This is a genomic window from Natrinema sp. 1APR25-10V2 (assembly GCF_031626495.1).
Lineage (GTDB): Archaea > Halobacteriota > Halobacteria > Halobacteriales > Natrialbaceae > Natrinema.
The window spans coordinates 83,174-96,855 of record NZ_JAMQOJ010000003.1; the positions used below are offsets into that span (position 1 = coordinate 83,174).

At 66.3% G+C, this 13,682-nt stretch carries 18 protein-coding genes; 10 read left to right on the top strand and 8 right to left on the bottom strand.

All coding sequences use genetic code 11. The features are described 5' to 3' along the window. Nucleotides 1–15: 15 nt before the first annotated feature. The 7 genes from NDO75_RS09715 to NDO75_RS09745 form a co-directional block, all read right to left on the bottom strand. A complete protein-coding gene (locus NDO75_RS09715) occupies nucleotides 16–426 on the bottom strand; it encodes a hypothetical protein (RefSeq protein WP_310905965.1) in 411 nt (136 codons plus the stop codon). A gap of 84 nt (nucleotides 427–510) precedes the next feature. Further along, entirely contained in the window at nucleotides 511–978 is a 468-nt protein-coding gene (locus NDO75_RS09720; protein ID WP_310905966.1) for a pantetheine-phosphate adenylyltransferase, read from the bottom strand. Nucleotides 979–1,053: 75 nt separating this feature from the next. Continuing rightward, nucleotides 1,054–1,659 carry a cysteine hydrolase family protein gene (locus NDO75_RS09725; protein WP_310905967.1) on the bottom strand — a complete coding sequence of 202 codons (606 nt, stop codon included), beginning with the start codon at nucleotides 1,657–1,659 and terminating at the stop codon, nucleotides 1,054–1,056. Next, complete coding sequence (locus NDO75_RS09730; RefSeq protein WP_310905968.1) at nucleotides 1,656–2,453, bottom strand: YqcI/YcgG family protein; 798 nt, start codon at nucleotides 2,451–2,453, stop codon at nucleotides 1,656–1,658. Before NDO75_RS09730 ends, NDO75_RS09725 begins: the two co-directional genes overlap by 4 nt. Nucleotides 2,454–2,538: 85 nt before the next feature. Then, entirely contained in the window at nucleotides 2,539–2,997 is a 459-nt protein-coding gene (locus NDO75_RS09735) for an MOSC domain-containing protein (protein ID WP_310905969.1), read from the bottom strand. A 167-nt stretch (nucleotides 2,998–3,164) separates the two neighbouring features. Then, the gene (locus tag NDO75_RS09740) at nucleotides 3,165–3,515 is read right to left on the bottom strand and encodes a hypothetical protein (protein WP_310905970.1); all 351 of its coding nucleotides are present in this window, start codon (nucleotides 3,513–3,515) and stop codon (nucleotides 3,165–3,167) included. 84 nt (nucleotides 3,516–3,599) lie between these two features. After that, nucleotides 3,600–4,340, bottom strand: a complete 741-nt coding sequence (locus NDO75_RS09745; protein ID WP_310905971.1) for an SDR family NAD(P)-dependent oxidoreductase — start codon at nucleotides 4,338–4,340, stop codon at nucleotides 3,600–3,602. Between the two features lie 112 nt (nucleotides 4,341–4,452). Here NDO75_RS09745 and NDO75_RS09750 point away from each other — a divergent pair, with 112 nt between their 5' ends. Both NDO75_RS09750 and NDO75_RS09755 read left to right on the top strand, forming a co-directional pair. Then, nucleotides 4,453–4,917, top strand: coding sequence for a universal stress protein (locus NDO75_RS09750; RefSeq protein ID WP_310905972.1), 465 nt, complete (start codon nucleotides 4,453–4,455; stop codon nucleotides 4,915–4,917). 124 nt (nucleotides 4,918–5,041) lie between these two features. After that, complete coding sequence (locus tag NDO75_RS09755; RefSeq protein ID WP_310905973.1) at nucleotides 5,042–5,506, top strand: universal stress protein; 465 nt, start codon at nucleotides 5,042–5,044, stop codon at nucleotides 5,504–5,506. A 159-nt stretch (nucleotides 5,507–5,665) separates the two neighbouring features. Here NDO75_RS09755 and NDO75_RS09760 read toward each other — a convergent pair whose 3' ends face one another. Continuing rightward, nucleotides 5,666–6,097 (bottom strand): hypothetical protein, encoded by a 432-nt coding sequence (locus NDO75_RS09760; RefSeq protein WP_310905974.1) that lies wholly within the window; start codon nucleotides 6,095–6,097, stop codon nucleotides 5,666–5,668. Between the two features lie 161 nt (nucleotides 6,098–6,258). Here NDO75_RS09760 and NDO75_RS09765 point away from each other — a divergent pair, with 161 nt between their 5' ends. The 8 genes from NDO75_RS09765 (at nucleotide 6,259) to NDO75_RS09800 (ending at nucleotide 13,593) form a co-directional block, all read left to right on the top strand. Next, on the top strand, nucleotides 6,259–7,236 hold the full coding sequence (locus NDO75_RS09765) for an ROK family protein (RefSeq protein ID WP_310905975.1): 978 nt from the start codon (nucleotides 6,259–6,261) through the stop codon (nucleotides 7,234–7,236). An 88-nt stretch (nucleotides 7,237–7,324) separates the two neighbouring features. After that, on the top strand, nucleotides 7,325–8,776 hold the full coding sequence (locus NDO75_RS09770) for a hypothetical protein (protein ID WP_310905976.1): 1,452 nt from the start codon (nucleotides 7,325–7,327) through the stop codon (nucleotides 8,774–8,776). A 60-nt stretch (nucleotides 8,777–8,836) separates the two neighbouring features. Beyond that, the gene (locus tag NDO75_RS09775) at nucleotides 8,837–9,202 is read left to right on the top strand and encodes a NifU family protein (RefSeq protein WP_310905977.1); all 366 of its coding nucleotides are present in this window, start codon (nucleotides 8,837–8,839) and stop codon (nucleotides 9,200–9,202) included. 152 nt (nucleotides 9,203–9,354) lie between these two features. Then, nucleotides 9,355–9,924, top strand: coding sequence for an amino acid-binding protein (locus tag NDO75_RS09780; RefSeq protein WP_310905978.1), 570 nt, complete (start codon nucleotides 9,355–9,357; stop codon nucleotides 9,922–9,924). Then, nucleotides 9,924–10,871: a homoserine dehydrogenase gene (locus NDO75_RS09785; protein WP_310905979.1), complete on the top strand. Its 948-nt coding sequence runs from the start codon at nucleotides 9,924–9,926 to the stop codon at nucleotides 10,869–10,871. Before NDO75_RS09780 ends, NDO75_RS09785 begins: the two co-directional genes overlap by 1 nt. 289 nt (nucleotides 10,872–11,160) lie before the next feature. Then, nucleotides 11,161–12,423 (top strand): translation elongation factor EF-1 subunit alpha, encoded by a 1,263-nt coding sequence (tuf, locus tag NDO75_RS09790; protein ID WP_310905980.1) that lies wholly within the window; start codon nucleotides 11,161–11,163, stop codon nucleotides 12,421–12,423. After that, nucleotides 12,424–12,732 carry a 30S ribosomal protein S10 gene (rpsJ, locus tag NDO75_RS09795; RefSeq protein ID WP_004215311.1) on the top strand — a complete coding sequence of 103 codons (309 nt, stop codon included), beginning with the start codon at nucleotides 12,424–12,426 and terminating at the stop codon, nucleotides 12,730–12,732. 156 nt (nucleotides 12,733–12,888) lie between these two features. Continuing rightward, nucleotides 12,889–13,593 (top strand): rhomboid family intramembrane serine protease, encoded by a 705-nt coding sequence (locus NDO75_RS09800; RefSeq protein ID WP_310905982.1) that lies wholly within the window; start codon nucleotides 12,889–12,891, stop codon nucleotides 13,591–13,593. Nucleotides 13,594–13,682 lie beyond the last annotated feature (89 nt).

The window sequence follows — 13,682 nt, forward strand, 5'->3', positions numbered from 1 at the left end:
CGTTGGAGATCGCACTTACCGAACCATCTCGTTGATCGCCTCGGTCCGGCGGCCGATCGACCAGCCCAGCAGCGCCAGACCGGCGTAGATGCCGGCCGCGGGCAGAGCGTAGATTCCCACGATCCCCTCGAGCGGAACGCCGAGGGCGTCGAACGAGAGCAGGAGCAGCAACGAGACGAGCAGGAGCGCGATACCGACGTCGGCGAATCGCAGGTTCGGAAACGCCTCGCTTTCCGGCTCGGCCCCGACTCGGCCGAGCGCGTAGAACGCGATCGCGTACGTTACCCAGCCGGCCCCGAGCGCCAGCACGGTCAACAGCACGTCGTCGGGCAGGTAGCGCGGGACGAACACCAGATGCAGGACCAGCGTCACGAGCAGCGCGCTGCCCAGCAGAACGAGCAACAGGGGCCGTCGATCACCGTTCATAAGAAAAGCTGACTGTCTCCCCTCGTATTACTATTGCGTCACCGTCGGATCGGGCGCCGTCCGGCCTCGTTCGTCGACCGCCCGCTACTCGAGGACGCGCCCGTGCTCGTCGATCTCCCCGTTGACGATCCGCGTCGAGGAGATCCGCTCGCCGTCGTCAGCGAGGACGTACGGCGCGACGATCCCCGACAGCGGCTCGAACCCCCGTTCGCGGCGCTGCTCGTTGATCCCCTCGAGTTCGGGGGCTGTCTCCGGGGAGACCACCAGCGCGTCGATCGACGGCTCGTCGGTGGCGATCCCGTCTTCGGTCTCGAGCGTCCGGATTTCGATATCGCGGTCCCACTCGTCGAGAGCGCTGAGCGCGTCCGTCACGATCCGGGTCCGCTCCTCGAGCGACGGGATCGGGCGGGGCTCGTGACGCGTCTCGACCGCCAGTTCGTCGCTAGTCAGGGCGACGACGACGCCGTCCTCGCCGAACCGGAGCGCGTGCTCGAACAGGTTCCGGTGGCCGTCGTGAAGCGGCCCGAACGTGCCGGCAACTGCGACTCGCATACGCGTACCCGTAGACGAGGACTCCTATAACTGTGGCGCGACCGCCGTCCGCGCATCGAGTGGGCCGGATGCGGTTCAGGAATCGGCCGCGAGCAGGTCGTCGACGGTGACAACTGTCGCGAACTCGCCTGCGAGGTGGGCCAGCGCGGTGCGGTGGACCGTCTCCGCGTCGAAGGTCTCGCCGTCGAACGCGCGCTCGAAAGTCGCCGTCGCGTCGCTCACGACGATCGGCGCGAAGCCGAGGTTCTCCGCCATCCGCGCGCTCGTCGAGACGCAGTGGTCGGTCGTGAGGCCGGCGACGACGACCGTCTCGAGGCCTCGCTCGCGGAGCCACGCCTCGAGATCCGTCCCGATGAACGCGCTGTTGACCGATTTCTCCATCGTCGGCTCGCCCTCGAGCGGGGCCGTCTCGGGTTTGAACGCGAAACCCGGCTCGTCGCTCCGGAGCGGCGAGTCCGACTCCGTCGAATCGTGGCGGACGTGGACGACCGGTCGTCCCCGCTCGCGCCAGCGTTCGAGCAGTCGCGCCGCGTTCGCCTCGGCGTCGGGGTTGTTCCGGCTCCCCCACGTGGGATCGTCGAATCCGCGCTGGAAGTCGATCAGGACGAGCGCGGCGTCCCCGAGCCGCGTCGGATCGAGGTCTGCATCCCGCGGGTCCGCGTCGGGGTCGGCGCCCGTCATGGAAGCCGCGCCGCCGGTTTCGGGTGCGTCCGGGTGACCGTGATCGGACACGTCGACGGCGCTTGCGTCTCGTCTTCCGAGAGCATGTACTGGGGCCACTCGCGGTCGCCCTCGACGCCCCAGTCGCCGAGATCCGCGTGCGGGCAGGTGCCGTCGTACTCCTCGAGCCGATCCTGAATCACGTCGCGAGCGCGCTGGCCGGCTTCGGTATCGGCCGTCACGTCGAGGTCCTCGAACAGCGCCCGCGGTTGGAACGTGATCTCGAGGCCGACCGGGCAGTAGCGGCTCTTGCGCACCTCGTAAAACGGGGCCCGACAGGTCGGGAACATGGGCTCGCCGCCGAGACAGAACTCCCAGTACGGATCGTCGGGGTCGGTGGGAATGTCAGCCGGCCACGGCTCGGGATCGTGGAGGTGCAGCGTCTGCAAGACGTGCCACAGCGTCTCGTGGTACTCCCGCTCGGACAGCGGCCGTTCCGGCGGCTTGAAGAAGGTAACCAGCGAAGCCCGGTCGGAGTGGTCCTCGTAGACCTCGAGATACTCGAGGATCCGATCCCGCAGCGTCAGCAGCGCGTCGGCGTCGCTCATCGAGGGCACCGCGGTGTAGAGCGGTTCACCCTGCTGGACCGACTCGACGCCGAAGAAACACGGGAACGGCGATCCGTTTCGCTCGCCGAGCAGTCCCTCCCGAAACGACTCCCAGTGGCCGGCGACCCACGCCGGCGCGTCGCCGGCACGAACCCGCCGATCGAGCGTCTCCTGATCCATCAGTGACTGGATCCCCGGCTCGTTCATACGCGACACTTGGCGCTCGCGAAAATGTAGCTTCCGCTCCGCTCGAGGGGGCGGTGCGAGACAGGCGCGCCGACTCGGTGCGGCCTCAGATCGGTGCGATGTCGTCGCCCGGTGTCAGGGTCGCGCCCTCGAGAATCCGCGCCCGGAGCCCGCCGCGGTGGACGAGCGCCTCGCGGATTCCCCGCTCCTCGAGGTGGGACTCGAGGTACGAACACGGCTCGCAGAGTTCCGTCCCCTCGCAGACCGCGTCGCCGATCCGGAACCGCCGGTCGACGAGACGGTTCAGCGCGATTCCGTCGGTCGTCGGGTTCCGTCGGTGGACTCCGGGCTCGAGCGCGATGTCGTAGTCGCGCTCAACTGCCGCCAGCGTCTCGCCCTCGATGAGCGTGAGGTCACTCCCGTCGCGTTCTGCGAACGTGCCGTCGGTGTCGTAGTAGCGGTCGCCCTCGAGTCCTCGGCCTGCGACCGCGTTCGCGCGCTCGACTCGTCGGACCGGTGCTCCCTGCCCGGGCGCGACGTGGATTTCGCGGAGTCGCCCTTCCATATCGACGGCGAGGCGTCGATACGAGGTAACTCTCCCGGTCGGTCGACTATCGATTACAGACGGACGTTTGTATTCCAAGCAACACCTCTGCTGTTGTCTCCGTTGCAACACCTCTCGAGGCGAGACGGTACGGTGGACGTTTTTTGTTTGAAGCGTCCTTCGTTAGACTACCAGTTGGACCTTTCCTTGAGCCCATGAACAGGAATATTTACTATATGTGATGTTGCTTCTTCGTCTCCCGGTTTTACGGCCTTAAGAACTGTTCCAAAACCAGTTTCAGTGTCCCCGCCAAACTTCTCTTCAAAATAATTCTGAAGGGTTCTGTATTCGGCAGACGAGGTAGTTTTCCCAACGATTTCACCCCATTTCAGCCACGTGTCTACCTTTTCGAATTCCACTTCAGTGGAATATGATTGTTCATGTGCTGTACTCGGTTGGGAGAGAACTGCACCTGCTGTCACTGTCACTCCCAGACTCTTCAAGACTTTTCTTCTTTTGAAACTTCTTCGTTCCGTCATGCAAGTAAATTGTGGTGATTAGGAATCAATAAACTTTTCTTGTTATTTTGTCGGGAAATATTATTGTGTGGGAGGTTACAGAGATCAGACTCGTTCCGGTAGCCACCCGCCGTCGACCTCGAGGTTTTCCCCGCTGACGTAGTCGCTCTCGGGATCGAGGAAGAAATACAGCGGTTGGATCAGATCCTCGAAACTCGCGGGCCGGCCGCGAGGCAGGTCCTCGGGGAACTCGTCGGAGTTCTCCACGACGTACGGCGAGATCGCGTTGACCGTGATCCCGTCGTCCTGCGTGTCCGCCGCGAGCATGCGCGTAAACATCAACACGCCCGCTTTCGCGACGAAGTAGGGGAAGTTCTTCGGGCTGACGAGGCCCTTCTCGCTCGAGGCGTAACCGACGTTGACGATCCGGCCGTACTCGTTCTCGCGCATCCCGGGCAGTGCGCGCTTCGAGCAGAGGTAGGTCCCGTTGAGGTTCGTCTCGAGGACGCGGTTCCAGGTCTCGAACTCTAGGTCCGCCCAGTGGGCGGGTGCGAAGTCGCCGACGTTGTTGACCAGCACGTCGACGGTCCCGAGTTCGGCCTCGACGGCCCCGAAGAGGCCGTCGACGCTCTCGGGGTTGGTCACGTCCCCCTGCACCGTCATCGCGTCGGATGCCCCTCGTTCGCGGGCGGTCTCGGCGACCTCGCGAGCGGCGTCGGCGCTCGTGTGGTAGTGTACGGCTGTCTGCGCGCCACACGCTGCCGTCGCCAACAGGAGTTCGCGGCCGACGCCTCTCGCACTGCCCGTGACGAGCACCGTCTGCCCCGCGAGATCGGGTCCGTCCATACGTCTCCTGTCGGCGACGGCGTGGAAAAATCGCCCGGAACCCCCGTCGTCCGCGTTCGTGGGGGTTCCGTGACCCGCGGATTTACGGTGATGTGCGATCAACCCGTCACCCATGCTAGAGACAGTGTTACTCGCAGTCGGCCCGAGCGACGCCGAACGGAGCGGCCAGCTCGCCGAAACCGTCCTCGACATCGCGAAGCCAGCCGGCGCGACGGTCATCCTCGCACACGTCTTCACGAAAAGCGAGTACGACCAGGTCCTCGACCGACTCGAGTTCGACCGGAAGACCGACGACGTCGACCCGGACGCGGTCGCGGGACGTCACTCGACGATCCACGACCTGAAGGACGTCTTCGACGACCACGACGTCGACTACGAAATCCGGGGGGCAGTCGGGGAGCACGGGCCGTCGATCGTCGACCTGTCGACCAGCGTCGGCGCCGATATGGTCGTCGTCGGCGGCCGGCGCCGGTCACCGACCGGGAAGGCCGTCTTCGGCTCGACGGCCCAGGAGGTCCTGCTGTCGGCCCCCTGCCCGGTCACCTTCGTCCGCAGCGACGACGAGTTCGAGGACTAGGTCGCCCCGCACCGGACGACGATTGCCGTCGCGTCGTCGCGCCGTCGTGGTAGCGCGCGCGACGTTTACTGGAATACTGCAACGACGAGAATACTTAAGCGGGTGGCCCGACCACTGTGCCGGTATGGCAATCGATACGGTACTCCTTGCGGTCGGACCGATGGACTCAGTGCGCGCACCGGAACTCGCCGAAACGGTACTCGAGATCGCCGAACCGCTCGGTGCGAAGGTCGTGATCGGCCACGCCTTCACCGCAGACGAGTACGAGGACGTTCACGACGATCTCGGTCTCGACGCGCGCGCCGAGGACGTCGACCCTGACGAAGTCGCGGCGAAACGCGCTCCCGTTCCCGAACTCGCCGAGCGCTTCGAGGAGGCCGGCGTCGAGTACGAGATCAAGGGCGCGCTCGGCGAAGTGAGTACGAAAGTCGTCGACATGGCGATCGACGTCGACGCGGACCGCATGGTCGTCGGCGGCCGCCGCCGCTCGCCGGCCGAGAAGGCCGTCCTCGGCTCCGTCTCCCAGGAGATCATCCTCCAGGCGCCCTGTCCCGTCACCTACTTCCGCGATCTCGACGTGATGGAGTAGCACCGACGCGGTCGCATCGATCCCGCTCTCGAGCCCTCCTGTCTCGCTGACCTGTTCCGGTCCCCGCCCGGGTTTCCGATTCTACTGTTCCCAACTGCCGTCCGTCAGCGCTCGCTTTCGGCGTCGCTCGCCGGTGGTTGCCTCCCACCACGAGGGTCGTCACCGCTCCTCGGCCCGTTGCTTCCACTCGCGTTCTTGCCGGCGCTCGCGGACGTGGCGTTCCCCGTCGGCTAGCTCGCGCCGAACTCGCCGCTCGAGCGATCGGGTCTCGGCGAGCAGCGTCTCCTGGAAGTTCTCGAGGACGTCGTACGACCAGCGGTCCTCGTCGACGACGCCGTGGGGAAGCAGGTCGGCGCGAATCGCGTCCGCGAGGTCGTCGTGGCCGGTGTCTCGGAGCAGTTCCTCGGCCCGGTACAGGTGGTCCATCCCGTGACCCGTCGCGTGGTGGAACTCGAGCAGACTCCCCTGGGCGCGCTGGACCCATTCGAGACCCAGTTCGACCTCGTGGATGGCCTCGCACTCCGTGTCGGACAGCGCCGGTATCGGATCCGACTGCGCGTCGGGATCGGTCGATGAGTCGTCGGTGGCCATAGCTCGATCTATGACACCAAGTGTCATACGTGTATCGTCGGATCGCCCGGCGGGTCGTCGTGACCGCAGTCGTAGTTTTCACGAAACGTATCGAAATCGCTACTCGTCGCCGAGTACAATCTGGGTAGTTAAGTACGGCCGCGGTCGTCCCCTAGAACAGCATGGTCTACTATGCGGGCGTCGATCTCGGCGCGACCAACGTCCGGGCCATCGTCGCCGAGGCCGACGGAACGGCGATCGGCACGAGTCGCCGGTCGACGCCACGCGGGCCGACGGGTATCGACGTGACGGAAGGCGTTTTGCGAACACTTCGCGAGGCGTGTGGCGACGCTGGGATCCGCCCCGAGCGGGTCGTCGCCGCTGGGATCGGCTCGATCGGCCCGTTCGATCTCGCGGAAGGGGCGGTGATCGATCCCGCGAACCTGCCGAATTCGATCGACAGGATCCCCCTGACGGGGCCGATCGCGAAGCTGATCGACAGCGACGAGGTCCACCTCCACAACGACACTACGGCGGGCGTCATCGGCGAACGCTTCCACGCCGCCAGCAACCCCGACGACATGGTCTACATCACGATCTCCTCGGGGATCGGTGCCGGCATTTGCTGCGACGGCGAGATCGTGGGCGGCTGGGACGGCAACGCCGGCGAGGTCGGCCACTACGTCGTCGACCCCCAGGGCCGACTGACCTGCGGCTGCGGGCACGACGGCCACTGGGAAGCCTACTGCTCGGGCAACGCGATTCCCGACTTCGCCCGGCTGCTCGCCGAGGACGACCCGACGATCGTGACCGACCTCCCGCTCGAGGGGCCGGATTTCACGGCGAAAGACGTCTTCGACCTCGCGGGCGAGGACGACCTGGCCGATTACGTCATCGAACAGCTCGCTCACTGGAACGCGATCGGCGTGACGAACGTGATCCACGCGTTCGCGCCGATCGTGGTCTCCTTCGGCGGCGCGGTCGCGCTGCACAACGAGGAACTGGTCGTCGATCCGATCCGCGAACGCGTCTCCGAGATGGTGATGACCAACGTCCCGGAGATCACGGTCACCGACCTCGGCGACGACGTAGTCCTCGAGGGGGCGCTCGCCAGCGCCATGACCGAAGGGACCGGCGACCGGCGGCGACTGCGCAGGTGACCGGGTCGTCACTTCCGGCCGCCCCGTTGTTTGCGAGTCCGGCGGTCGAGTAATCACGTCTATGTGTCTGCGCTCGTTGCATCCACTCATGAAGCGGAGAGCGTTCCTTCGAGCGGGCGGCGCTGCCGGCATCGCAGCCGCTTCCGGTCCGGTCGTTGCCTCTCGATCGCGTGCCACCACTACCGGCCAACAGGGCGGGTACGAACCGCTCGGGCGGCTCCCCGTCACCGGCGCTGCGGAGGCCGTCGTCGGCGACGACGGCAAAACCGCGTACGTCGCCGCCACGACCGGCTTCGCGACCGTCGACGTGAGCGACCCCGCCGAGCCGACGCTCCTCGCCGAGGAACGCAACCTCGAGATCGCCGGCGAGCCCCTGACCCAACTCCTCGATGTGGCCGTCGACGGCGACCGGCTGGCCGTCGTCGGCCCGGCGAATCCGAACTTCGAGATCAAGGGATTTCGCCTATACGACGTGAGCGACCCAGCGAATCCCGTCCCGACCGGTGAGTTCGAAACGAGCTACCACATCCACAACTGCTATCTCGAGGGTGACCTGCTGTTCGTCGTCGCGAACGAACAGGACGCGAACCCGCTCGTGATCTTCGACGTCGGCGGCGACGAGATCACCCAGTTGGGATACTGGTCACTGCTCGATCGCGAGCCCCGCTGGGGCGAGATCGGAATGCTCGCTCGTTACCTCCACGACGTCTACGTGCAGGACGATATCGCCTATCTTCCGCACTGGAATCCCGGCACCTACCTGATCGACGTGAGCGATCCGGCCGATCCGACCTACATCTCCCACGTTCGGAACACCTCGCTCGAGGAACAGCGGTCGATCACCGACTGGCGCGAGGCCGTCTACGGCCTGCCGGGCAACGACCACTACGCGGCGGTCGACGACACGGGCGACCTCATGGCGGTCGGCCGCGAGGCCTGGGCGACCGGCGGGACCGAACCCGATCGGCCGGGCGGCATCGACCTCTACGACGTGAGCGACCCCACCGAACCGGTCCACCGGGGCTCGATCGATGCCCCGCGGACGGTCGACGAGACCTACCGCGGCGGGCTGTGGACGACCTCGCACAATTTCGAACTCCGCGACGGGCGGCTCTACTCGGCGTGGTATCGCGCGGGCGTGAAGATCCACGAAGTCTCCGATCCGGCCGCCCCGAAACAGCTCGCGTGGTGGCGCGACCCCGCCGAGACGGGGTTCTGGACGGCCCGCGTCGCAGCGCCCGGCGAGTGCTTCGTCGCATCCAGTACGGAGGCGATTCCGAACACGTCGCTCGAGGGGGCGCTCTACACCTTCCCGGCCGAGACCGGCGAGCAGGCCGATCCGCCGTCGCTTCGGGATCTCGACTGGCTCCCGGCCGGCAACGAGACGAACGCGACCGGCGGCGATTCCGGAAACGGATCCGGGAACGGAAGCGACGCGGGCGGCGATTCGATCCCCGGCTTCACCGGCGTCGCGGGACTCGCGGGCGGCGCACTCGCGCTCGAGTGGCTGCGCCGCCGCGGCGGAAACGTTCAGGATTAATTCGACGGATTTCGGCCGCGCGACCCAACTTATTCACCGCTCGAGGGTCTATGGGTACCAATGACTGACTCCGACGACGACCCGTCGCTGCGAGAGCGCGTCGAGGCGTGGCTGGCCCGCGAGATGCCGATCATCCAGATGCACGGGGGGACCAGCGCGGTGCGGTCGGCCGATCCCGAGACCGGCGAGGTCGTCATCGAACTCGGCGGCGGCTGCAAGGGCTGTTCGGTCAGCGACGTGACGACGGGAAACATCGAGGCCGAACTCATCACCTGGCCCGAGATCGACGAGGTCACCGTGCGCGTGCCCGACGCGAGAGACAGTCTCGGCGGTCCCGACCAGCCCGAGTCGATCATGGGCGTCGACCGGACCGAGGGCGGCCGCGGCGACTGGGGCTCGTCGAACCCGGGGAAAGACCACCTCTGAACGGCCAGCGACGCGATATAACTGCCGTCGCCGAGGGCGTGCACACCGTTGACACGGGCGGAGAGTTTTGGGAAGTCCTATATCCTTTTACGCACCCATTACGGAACCGTACATCATGACGAGTAGCTGCCCGCAGGCAGGAGGTGTCGGCGATGGGTGACGGACCCGAGCCCGACGACGAGGACGACCCCGACGCCGAGACCGACGGCGGCGTCCGGGCCTACACCGTCCGGCTCGAACTCGTCGACGAACCCGGCGAGTTGCTCCGCGCGCTCGCCCCCATCGCCGACAGCGGCGGCAATCTGCTGAGCATCCATCACGAACGCGGCAACATCACGCCTCGCGGGCACATCCCCGTCGAGGTCGACCTCGAATGTCCCCCAGACCGGTTCGACGACATCGTCCAGGCGCTGCGCGACGCCGGCGTCAACGTCATCCAGGCCGGGGCTGAGCACTACGGCGAGGAGATCAACGTCGTTCTGGTCGGCCACCTCGTCGAGACCGACCTCTCGAACACCCTCTCGCGGATCGAGGACGAAGCCGACGCCGTCGTTCAGGATCTCTCGCTCGCCGCGCCCGACGGAACCGAAGGCGTCGCGAGCGCCCGCGCTCGCCTCGCAATCGACTCCGGGCGCTCGGAGGAGGCGCTCGCGGCCATCCGCTCGATCGGCACCGACAAGGAACTGACCGTCGTCGAACCCCTGCTCGGAGGTGAGGCCTGATGGATCTCGCTATCCTCGGCGCGGGCGACGTCGGTCGATCGGTCGCCGACCTCGCCGGCGAGTACGGTCACGAGGTCGTCGCGCTCGCCGACTCGAGCAGCGCCGTGATCGACTCGGACGGCATCGCAGTCGCCGACGCCCTCGAGCGCAAGGTCGGCGACGGCCTGCTGGGGAGCGCCGATCCCGAGGCCGTCTTCGAGACCGAGTACGACGTACTGGTCGAGGCGACGCCAACGACGCTCGGCGATGCCGAGCCCGGCTTCTCGCACGTCCAGCGCGCGCTCGAGGCCGATCGTCACGTCGTCCTCGCGAACAAGGGACCGGTCGCCGAGCGCTACGAGGAACTCCGCGCGCTCGAGGACGAGAGCGCCGGTTCGATCCGGTTCGAGGCGACCGTCGGCGGCGCGATTCCGATCCTCTCGACGATCGAGGATTCGACGCCGCAGGCCGTCACCGCGGTTCGAGGCGTCCTGAACGGCACTGCGAACTTCATCCTCACGCGGATGGCCGCCGAAGGGCTCGACTACGAGCACGTCCTCGCGGAGGCCCAGGATCTGGGCGTCGCCGAGGCCGATCCGACCTTCGACGTCGACGGCACCGACGCCGCCCTGAAGTTCGTCATCCTCGCGAACGTGCTCGCCGACGGCGGCTTCGCGCTCGAGGACGCGACGGTCGAGGGCATTCGGAACATTCCCGGCAGCGCCCTCGATCTCGCCGCCGAAGACGGCCGGACGATCCGGCTCATCGGCGAGGCGACCCGCGACGGCGTCCGCGTCGGGCCGCGGCTCGTTCCCGAAAACGGCGCGCTCGCGGTGACCGGCACCCGAAACATCGTCCAGATCGAGACGCGCAACGCCGGCTCGCTGCACTCGAGCGGCCGCGGTGCCGGCGGCCCCGAGACGGCGACCGCGGTGCTGTCCGACGTCGGCCGACTGCCGCCGCTGTAGAGCGGGACCTCGGTCCCGAATCGCTGTTTCTCTTCCCGGTTTCGTCGCGATCGCTCGTCGACGGTCCACGGACGGACGCGTCGAGTAATCGGTTCGTACTCGAGCGACGACAGGCGATTCACACCGGTCTTCCGCGATTGGATATCCGTCGACCGAACGTTCCCTGGCGTGTGAATGCTAGCCAAACCGCAAGACGGCGGCGGGTTCGGCTGAATACGCTTTCGAAATGGTTTTAACCGCAACGAGCCAAAGAGACCGATATAAGCGCCTCTGCGCGTGAGCTACAACAATGAGCGACCAACACCAGAACCTGGCCATCATCGGTCACGTTGACCACGGGAAGAGTACGCTCGTGGGACGACTCCTCTACGAGACGGGGAGCGTACCCGAGCACGTCATCGAACAGCACCGCGAGGAAGCCGAGGAGAAAGGCAAAGGCGGCTTCGAGTTCGCCTACGTCATGGACAACCTCGCCGAGGAGCGAGAGCGTGGTGTCACCATCGACATCGCCCACCAGGAGTTCTCGACCGACGAGTACGACTTCACCATCGTCGACTGTCCCGGCCACCGCGACTTCGTGAAGAACATGATCACGGGCGCATCTCAGGCGGACAACGCCGTCCTCGTCGTCGCCGCTGACGACGGTGTCGCGCCCCAGACCCAGGAGCACGTCTTCCTGGCTCGTACCCTCGGTATCGACGAACTCATCGTCGGCATCAACAAGATGGACATCGTCGACTACGAGGAGTCGACGTACAACGAGGTCGTCGAAGAAGTCACGCAGCTGCTCAAGCAGGTCCAGTTCAACACGGACGACGCTTCGTTCATCCCGATCTCGGCGTTCGAGGGCGACAACATCGCCGAGCGCTCGGACAACACGTCGTGGTACGACGGCGAGATCCTGCTCGAGGCCCTCAACGACCTGCCCGAGCCGGAGCCGCCGACGGACGCGCCGCTCCGACTCCCCATCCAGGACGTCTACACGATCTCCGGTATCGGTACCGTCCCCGTCGGACGGATCGAGACCGGTATCATGAACACCGGCGACGACGTCTCCTTCCAGCCCAGCGACGTGGGCGGCGAGGTCAAGACGATCGAGATGCACCACGAAGAGGTGCCCAAGGCCGAACCCGGTGACAACGTCGGATTCAACGTCCGTGGCATCGGTAAGGACGACATCCGCCGCGGTGACGTCTGTGGCCCCGCCGACGACCCGCCGAGCGTCGCCGAGACGTTCCAGGCACAGGTCGTCGTCATGCAGCACCCGTCCGTGATCACGGCCGGCTACACCCCGGTCTTCCACGCCCACACGGCGCAGGTCGCCTGTACGATCGAGTCCATCGACAAGAAGATGGACCCCTCGAGCGGCGAGGTCGCCGAGGAGAACCCCGACTTCATCCAGTCGGGCGACGCTGCTGTGGTCACCATCCGACCGCAAAAGCCCCTCAGCATCGAGCCGTCCAGCGAGATTCCCGAACTCGGGAGCTTCGCCATCCGCGACATGGGTCAGACCATCGCCGCCGGCAAGGTCCTCGAAGTCCACGAGAAATAAATGCAGCAGGCACGCGTTCGACTCGCGGGCACGAGTCCAGACGACTTGGACGACATCTGCGACGACGTCCGCGAGATTGCGAACAACACCGGCGTCAACCTGAGCGGTCCGATCCCGCTGCCGACGAAGACCCTCGAGGTGCCGACCCGGAAGTCGCCTGACGGCGAGGGCACCGCCACGTGGGAGCACTGGGAGATGCGCGTCCACAAGCGCCTGATCGACCTGGACGCCGACGAACGCGCACTCCGACAGCTCATGCGCATTCAGGTGCCGAACGACGTCTCGATCGAGATCGTCCTCGAAGACTGAGGACCGGTCGATCGCGACTCGAGTGCGAGTTTTCCGTTTTTGTGGCCGCATACTCGGTCCGATAGCGGTCGCGCTGTCGTCACGGACACTGATCGACGTCTTCTCCACCTCGCCGGTCCGCACCGGGCTTTTGTCCCTTGCCGCCCAACAGTGTGTATGGCGAGGCGCCCGCGGTCACGATCCCAGTCGGAACTGTACTTGCGGTCCGGCCCCGATCGAGCCGAGGAGTCCGAGCCCGGTTCGATCGGTCCCGTTCTCGAGTTGCTCGTCGTCTTCGTCCTCGTCGCGATCGTACAGTGGCTCACTGCGCTTGTCGGCGTGATGGGCGGATTGTTCGTCCTCGCGCCGCCGCTCGCGGCGAACCCGTGGACGGTCGTTACGAGCGTCTACGCACACAGCGGACTCGGCCACCTCGTTTCGAACAGCCTCGCGCTGGTCGTCTTCGGCTGGCCGGTGGCGCGAGCGACGACACGGGGGCAGTTTCACGCCTTCTTCGCGGTGACCGGTGCGATCGCCGGCGTTTCCCAGATCGTGCTCACCGGACTCCTTGCAGCGATACCGTTCGTTCCCGTCGCACCGACACCCGGCGTTCTCGGTGCCAGCGGTGCCGTCTTCGCGCTCCTTGGCTATCTCGTCGCGTCGAACCGGCTCTCGGCCGGACTCGCGTCGTTCGTCGACGTCCCGCGCTGGCTCTCGGTTCTCGTGTTCGTCGGACTCGCGGTTGCACTCACCCTCGCAACCGCCTCGCCGGGCATCGCGCTGGTCGCCCACTTCACCGGCCTGCTGGTGGGTCTCCTCGCAGGGCGGACTCGAATTCTCGCGGTCGACTCACCGTCGGCTAGCGCTCGAACTACCGACTGACGGGACTCTCCTCGGGGCCGTGTCGGGGCGAGTGGCTCGAGCGTCGACCGTGGTTCGGTGTCTCGTTCCGCTCCCGAAACACAAGCCTC

What these genes read in the sequence shown, in the direction of transcription:
- NDO75_RS09740 (WP_310905970.1), bottom strand. Translation starts at nt 3,515, where the DNA reads ATGACGGAACGAAGAAGTTTCAAAAGAAGAAAAGTCTTGAAGAGTCTG.
- tuf (WP_310905980.1), top strand. Translation starts at nt 11,161, where the DNA reads ATGAGCGACCAACACCAGAACCTGGCCATCATCGGTCACGTTGACCAC.
- NDO75_RS09800 (WP_310905982.1), top strand. Translation starts at nt 12,889, where the DNA reads ATGGCGAGGCGCCCGCGGTCACGATCCCAGTCGGAACTGTACTTGCGG.
- NDO75_RS09730 (WP_310905968.1), bottom strand. Translation starts at nt 2,453, where the DNA reads ATGAACGAGCCGGGGATCCAGTCACTGATGGATCAGGAGACGCTCGAT.
- NDO75_RS09745 (WP_310905971.1), bottom strand. Translation starts at nt 4,340, where the DNA reads ATGGACGGACCCGATCTCGCGGGGCAGACGGTGCTCGTCACGGGCAGT.
- NDO75_RS09725 (WP_310905967.1), bottom strand. Translation starts at nt 1,659, where the DNA reads ATGACGGGCGCCGACCCCGACGCGGACCCGCGGGATGCAGACCTCGAT.
- NDO75_RS09760 (WP_310905974.1), bottom strand. Translation starts at nt 6,097, where the DNA reads ATGGCCACCGACGACTCATCGACCGATCCCGACGCGCAGTCGGATCCG.
- NDO75_RS09765 (WP_310905975.1), top strand. Translation starts at nt 6,259, where the DNA reads ATGGTCTACTATGCGGGCGTCGATCTCGGCGCGACCAACGTCCGGGCC.
- NDO75_RS09770 (WP_310905976.1), top strand. Translation starts at nt 7,325, where the DNA reads ATGAAGCGGAGAGCGTTCCTTCGAGCGGGCGGCGCTGCCGGCATCGCA.
- NDO75_RS09775 (WP_310905977.1), top strand. Translation starts at nt 8,837, where the DNA reads ATGACTGACTCCGACGACGACCCGTCGCTGCGAGAGCGCGTCGAGGCG.
- NDO75_RS09785 (WP_310905979.1), top strand. Translation starts at nt 9,924, where the DNA reads ATGGATCTCGCTATCCTCGGCGCGGGCGACGTCGGTCGATCGGTCGCC.
- NDO75_RS09755 (WP_310905973.1), top strand. Translation starts at nt 5,042, where the DNA reads ATGGCAATCGATACGGTACTCCTTGCGGTCGGACCGATGGACTCAGTG.
- rpsJ (WP_004215311.1), top strand. Translation starts at nt 12,424, where the DNA reads ATGCAGCAGGCACGCGTTCGACTCGCGGGCACGAGTCCAGACGACTTG.
- NDO75_RS09780 (WP_310905978.1), top strand. Translation starts at nt 9,355, where the DNA reads ATGGGTGACGGACCCGAGCCCGACGACGAGGACGACCCCGACGCCGAG.
- NDO75_RS09720 (WP_310905966.1), bottom strand. Translation starts at nt 978, where the DNA reads ATGCGAGTCGCAGTTGCCGGCACGTTCGGGCCGCTTCACGACGGCCAC.
- NDO75_RS09715 (WP_310905965.1), bottom strand. Translation starts at nt 426, where the DNA reads ATGAACGGTGATCGACGGCCCCTGTTGCTCGTTCTGCTGGGCAGCGCG.
- NDO75_RS09735 (WP_310905969.1), bottom strand. Translation starts at nt 2,997, where the DNA reads ATGGAAGGGCGACTCCGCGAAATCCACGTCGCGCCCGGGCAGGGAGCA.
- NDO75_RS09750 (WP_310905972.1), top strand. Translation starts at nt 4,453, where the DNA reads ATGCTAGAGACAGTGTTACTCGCAGTCGGCCCGAGCGACGCCGAACGG.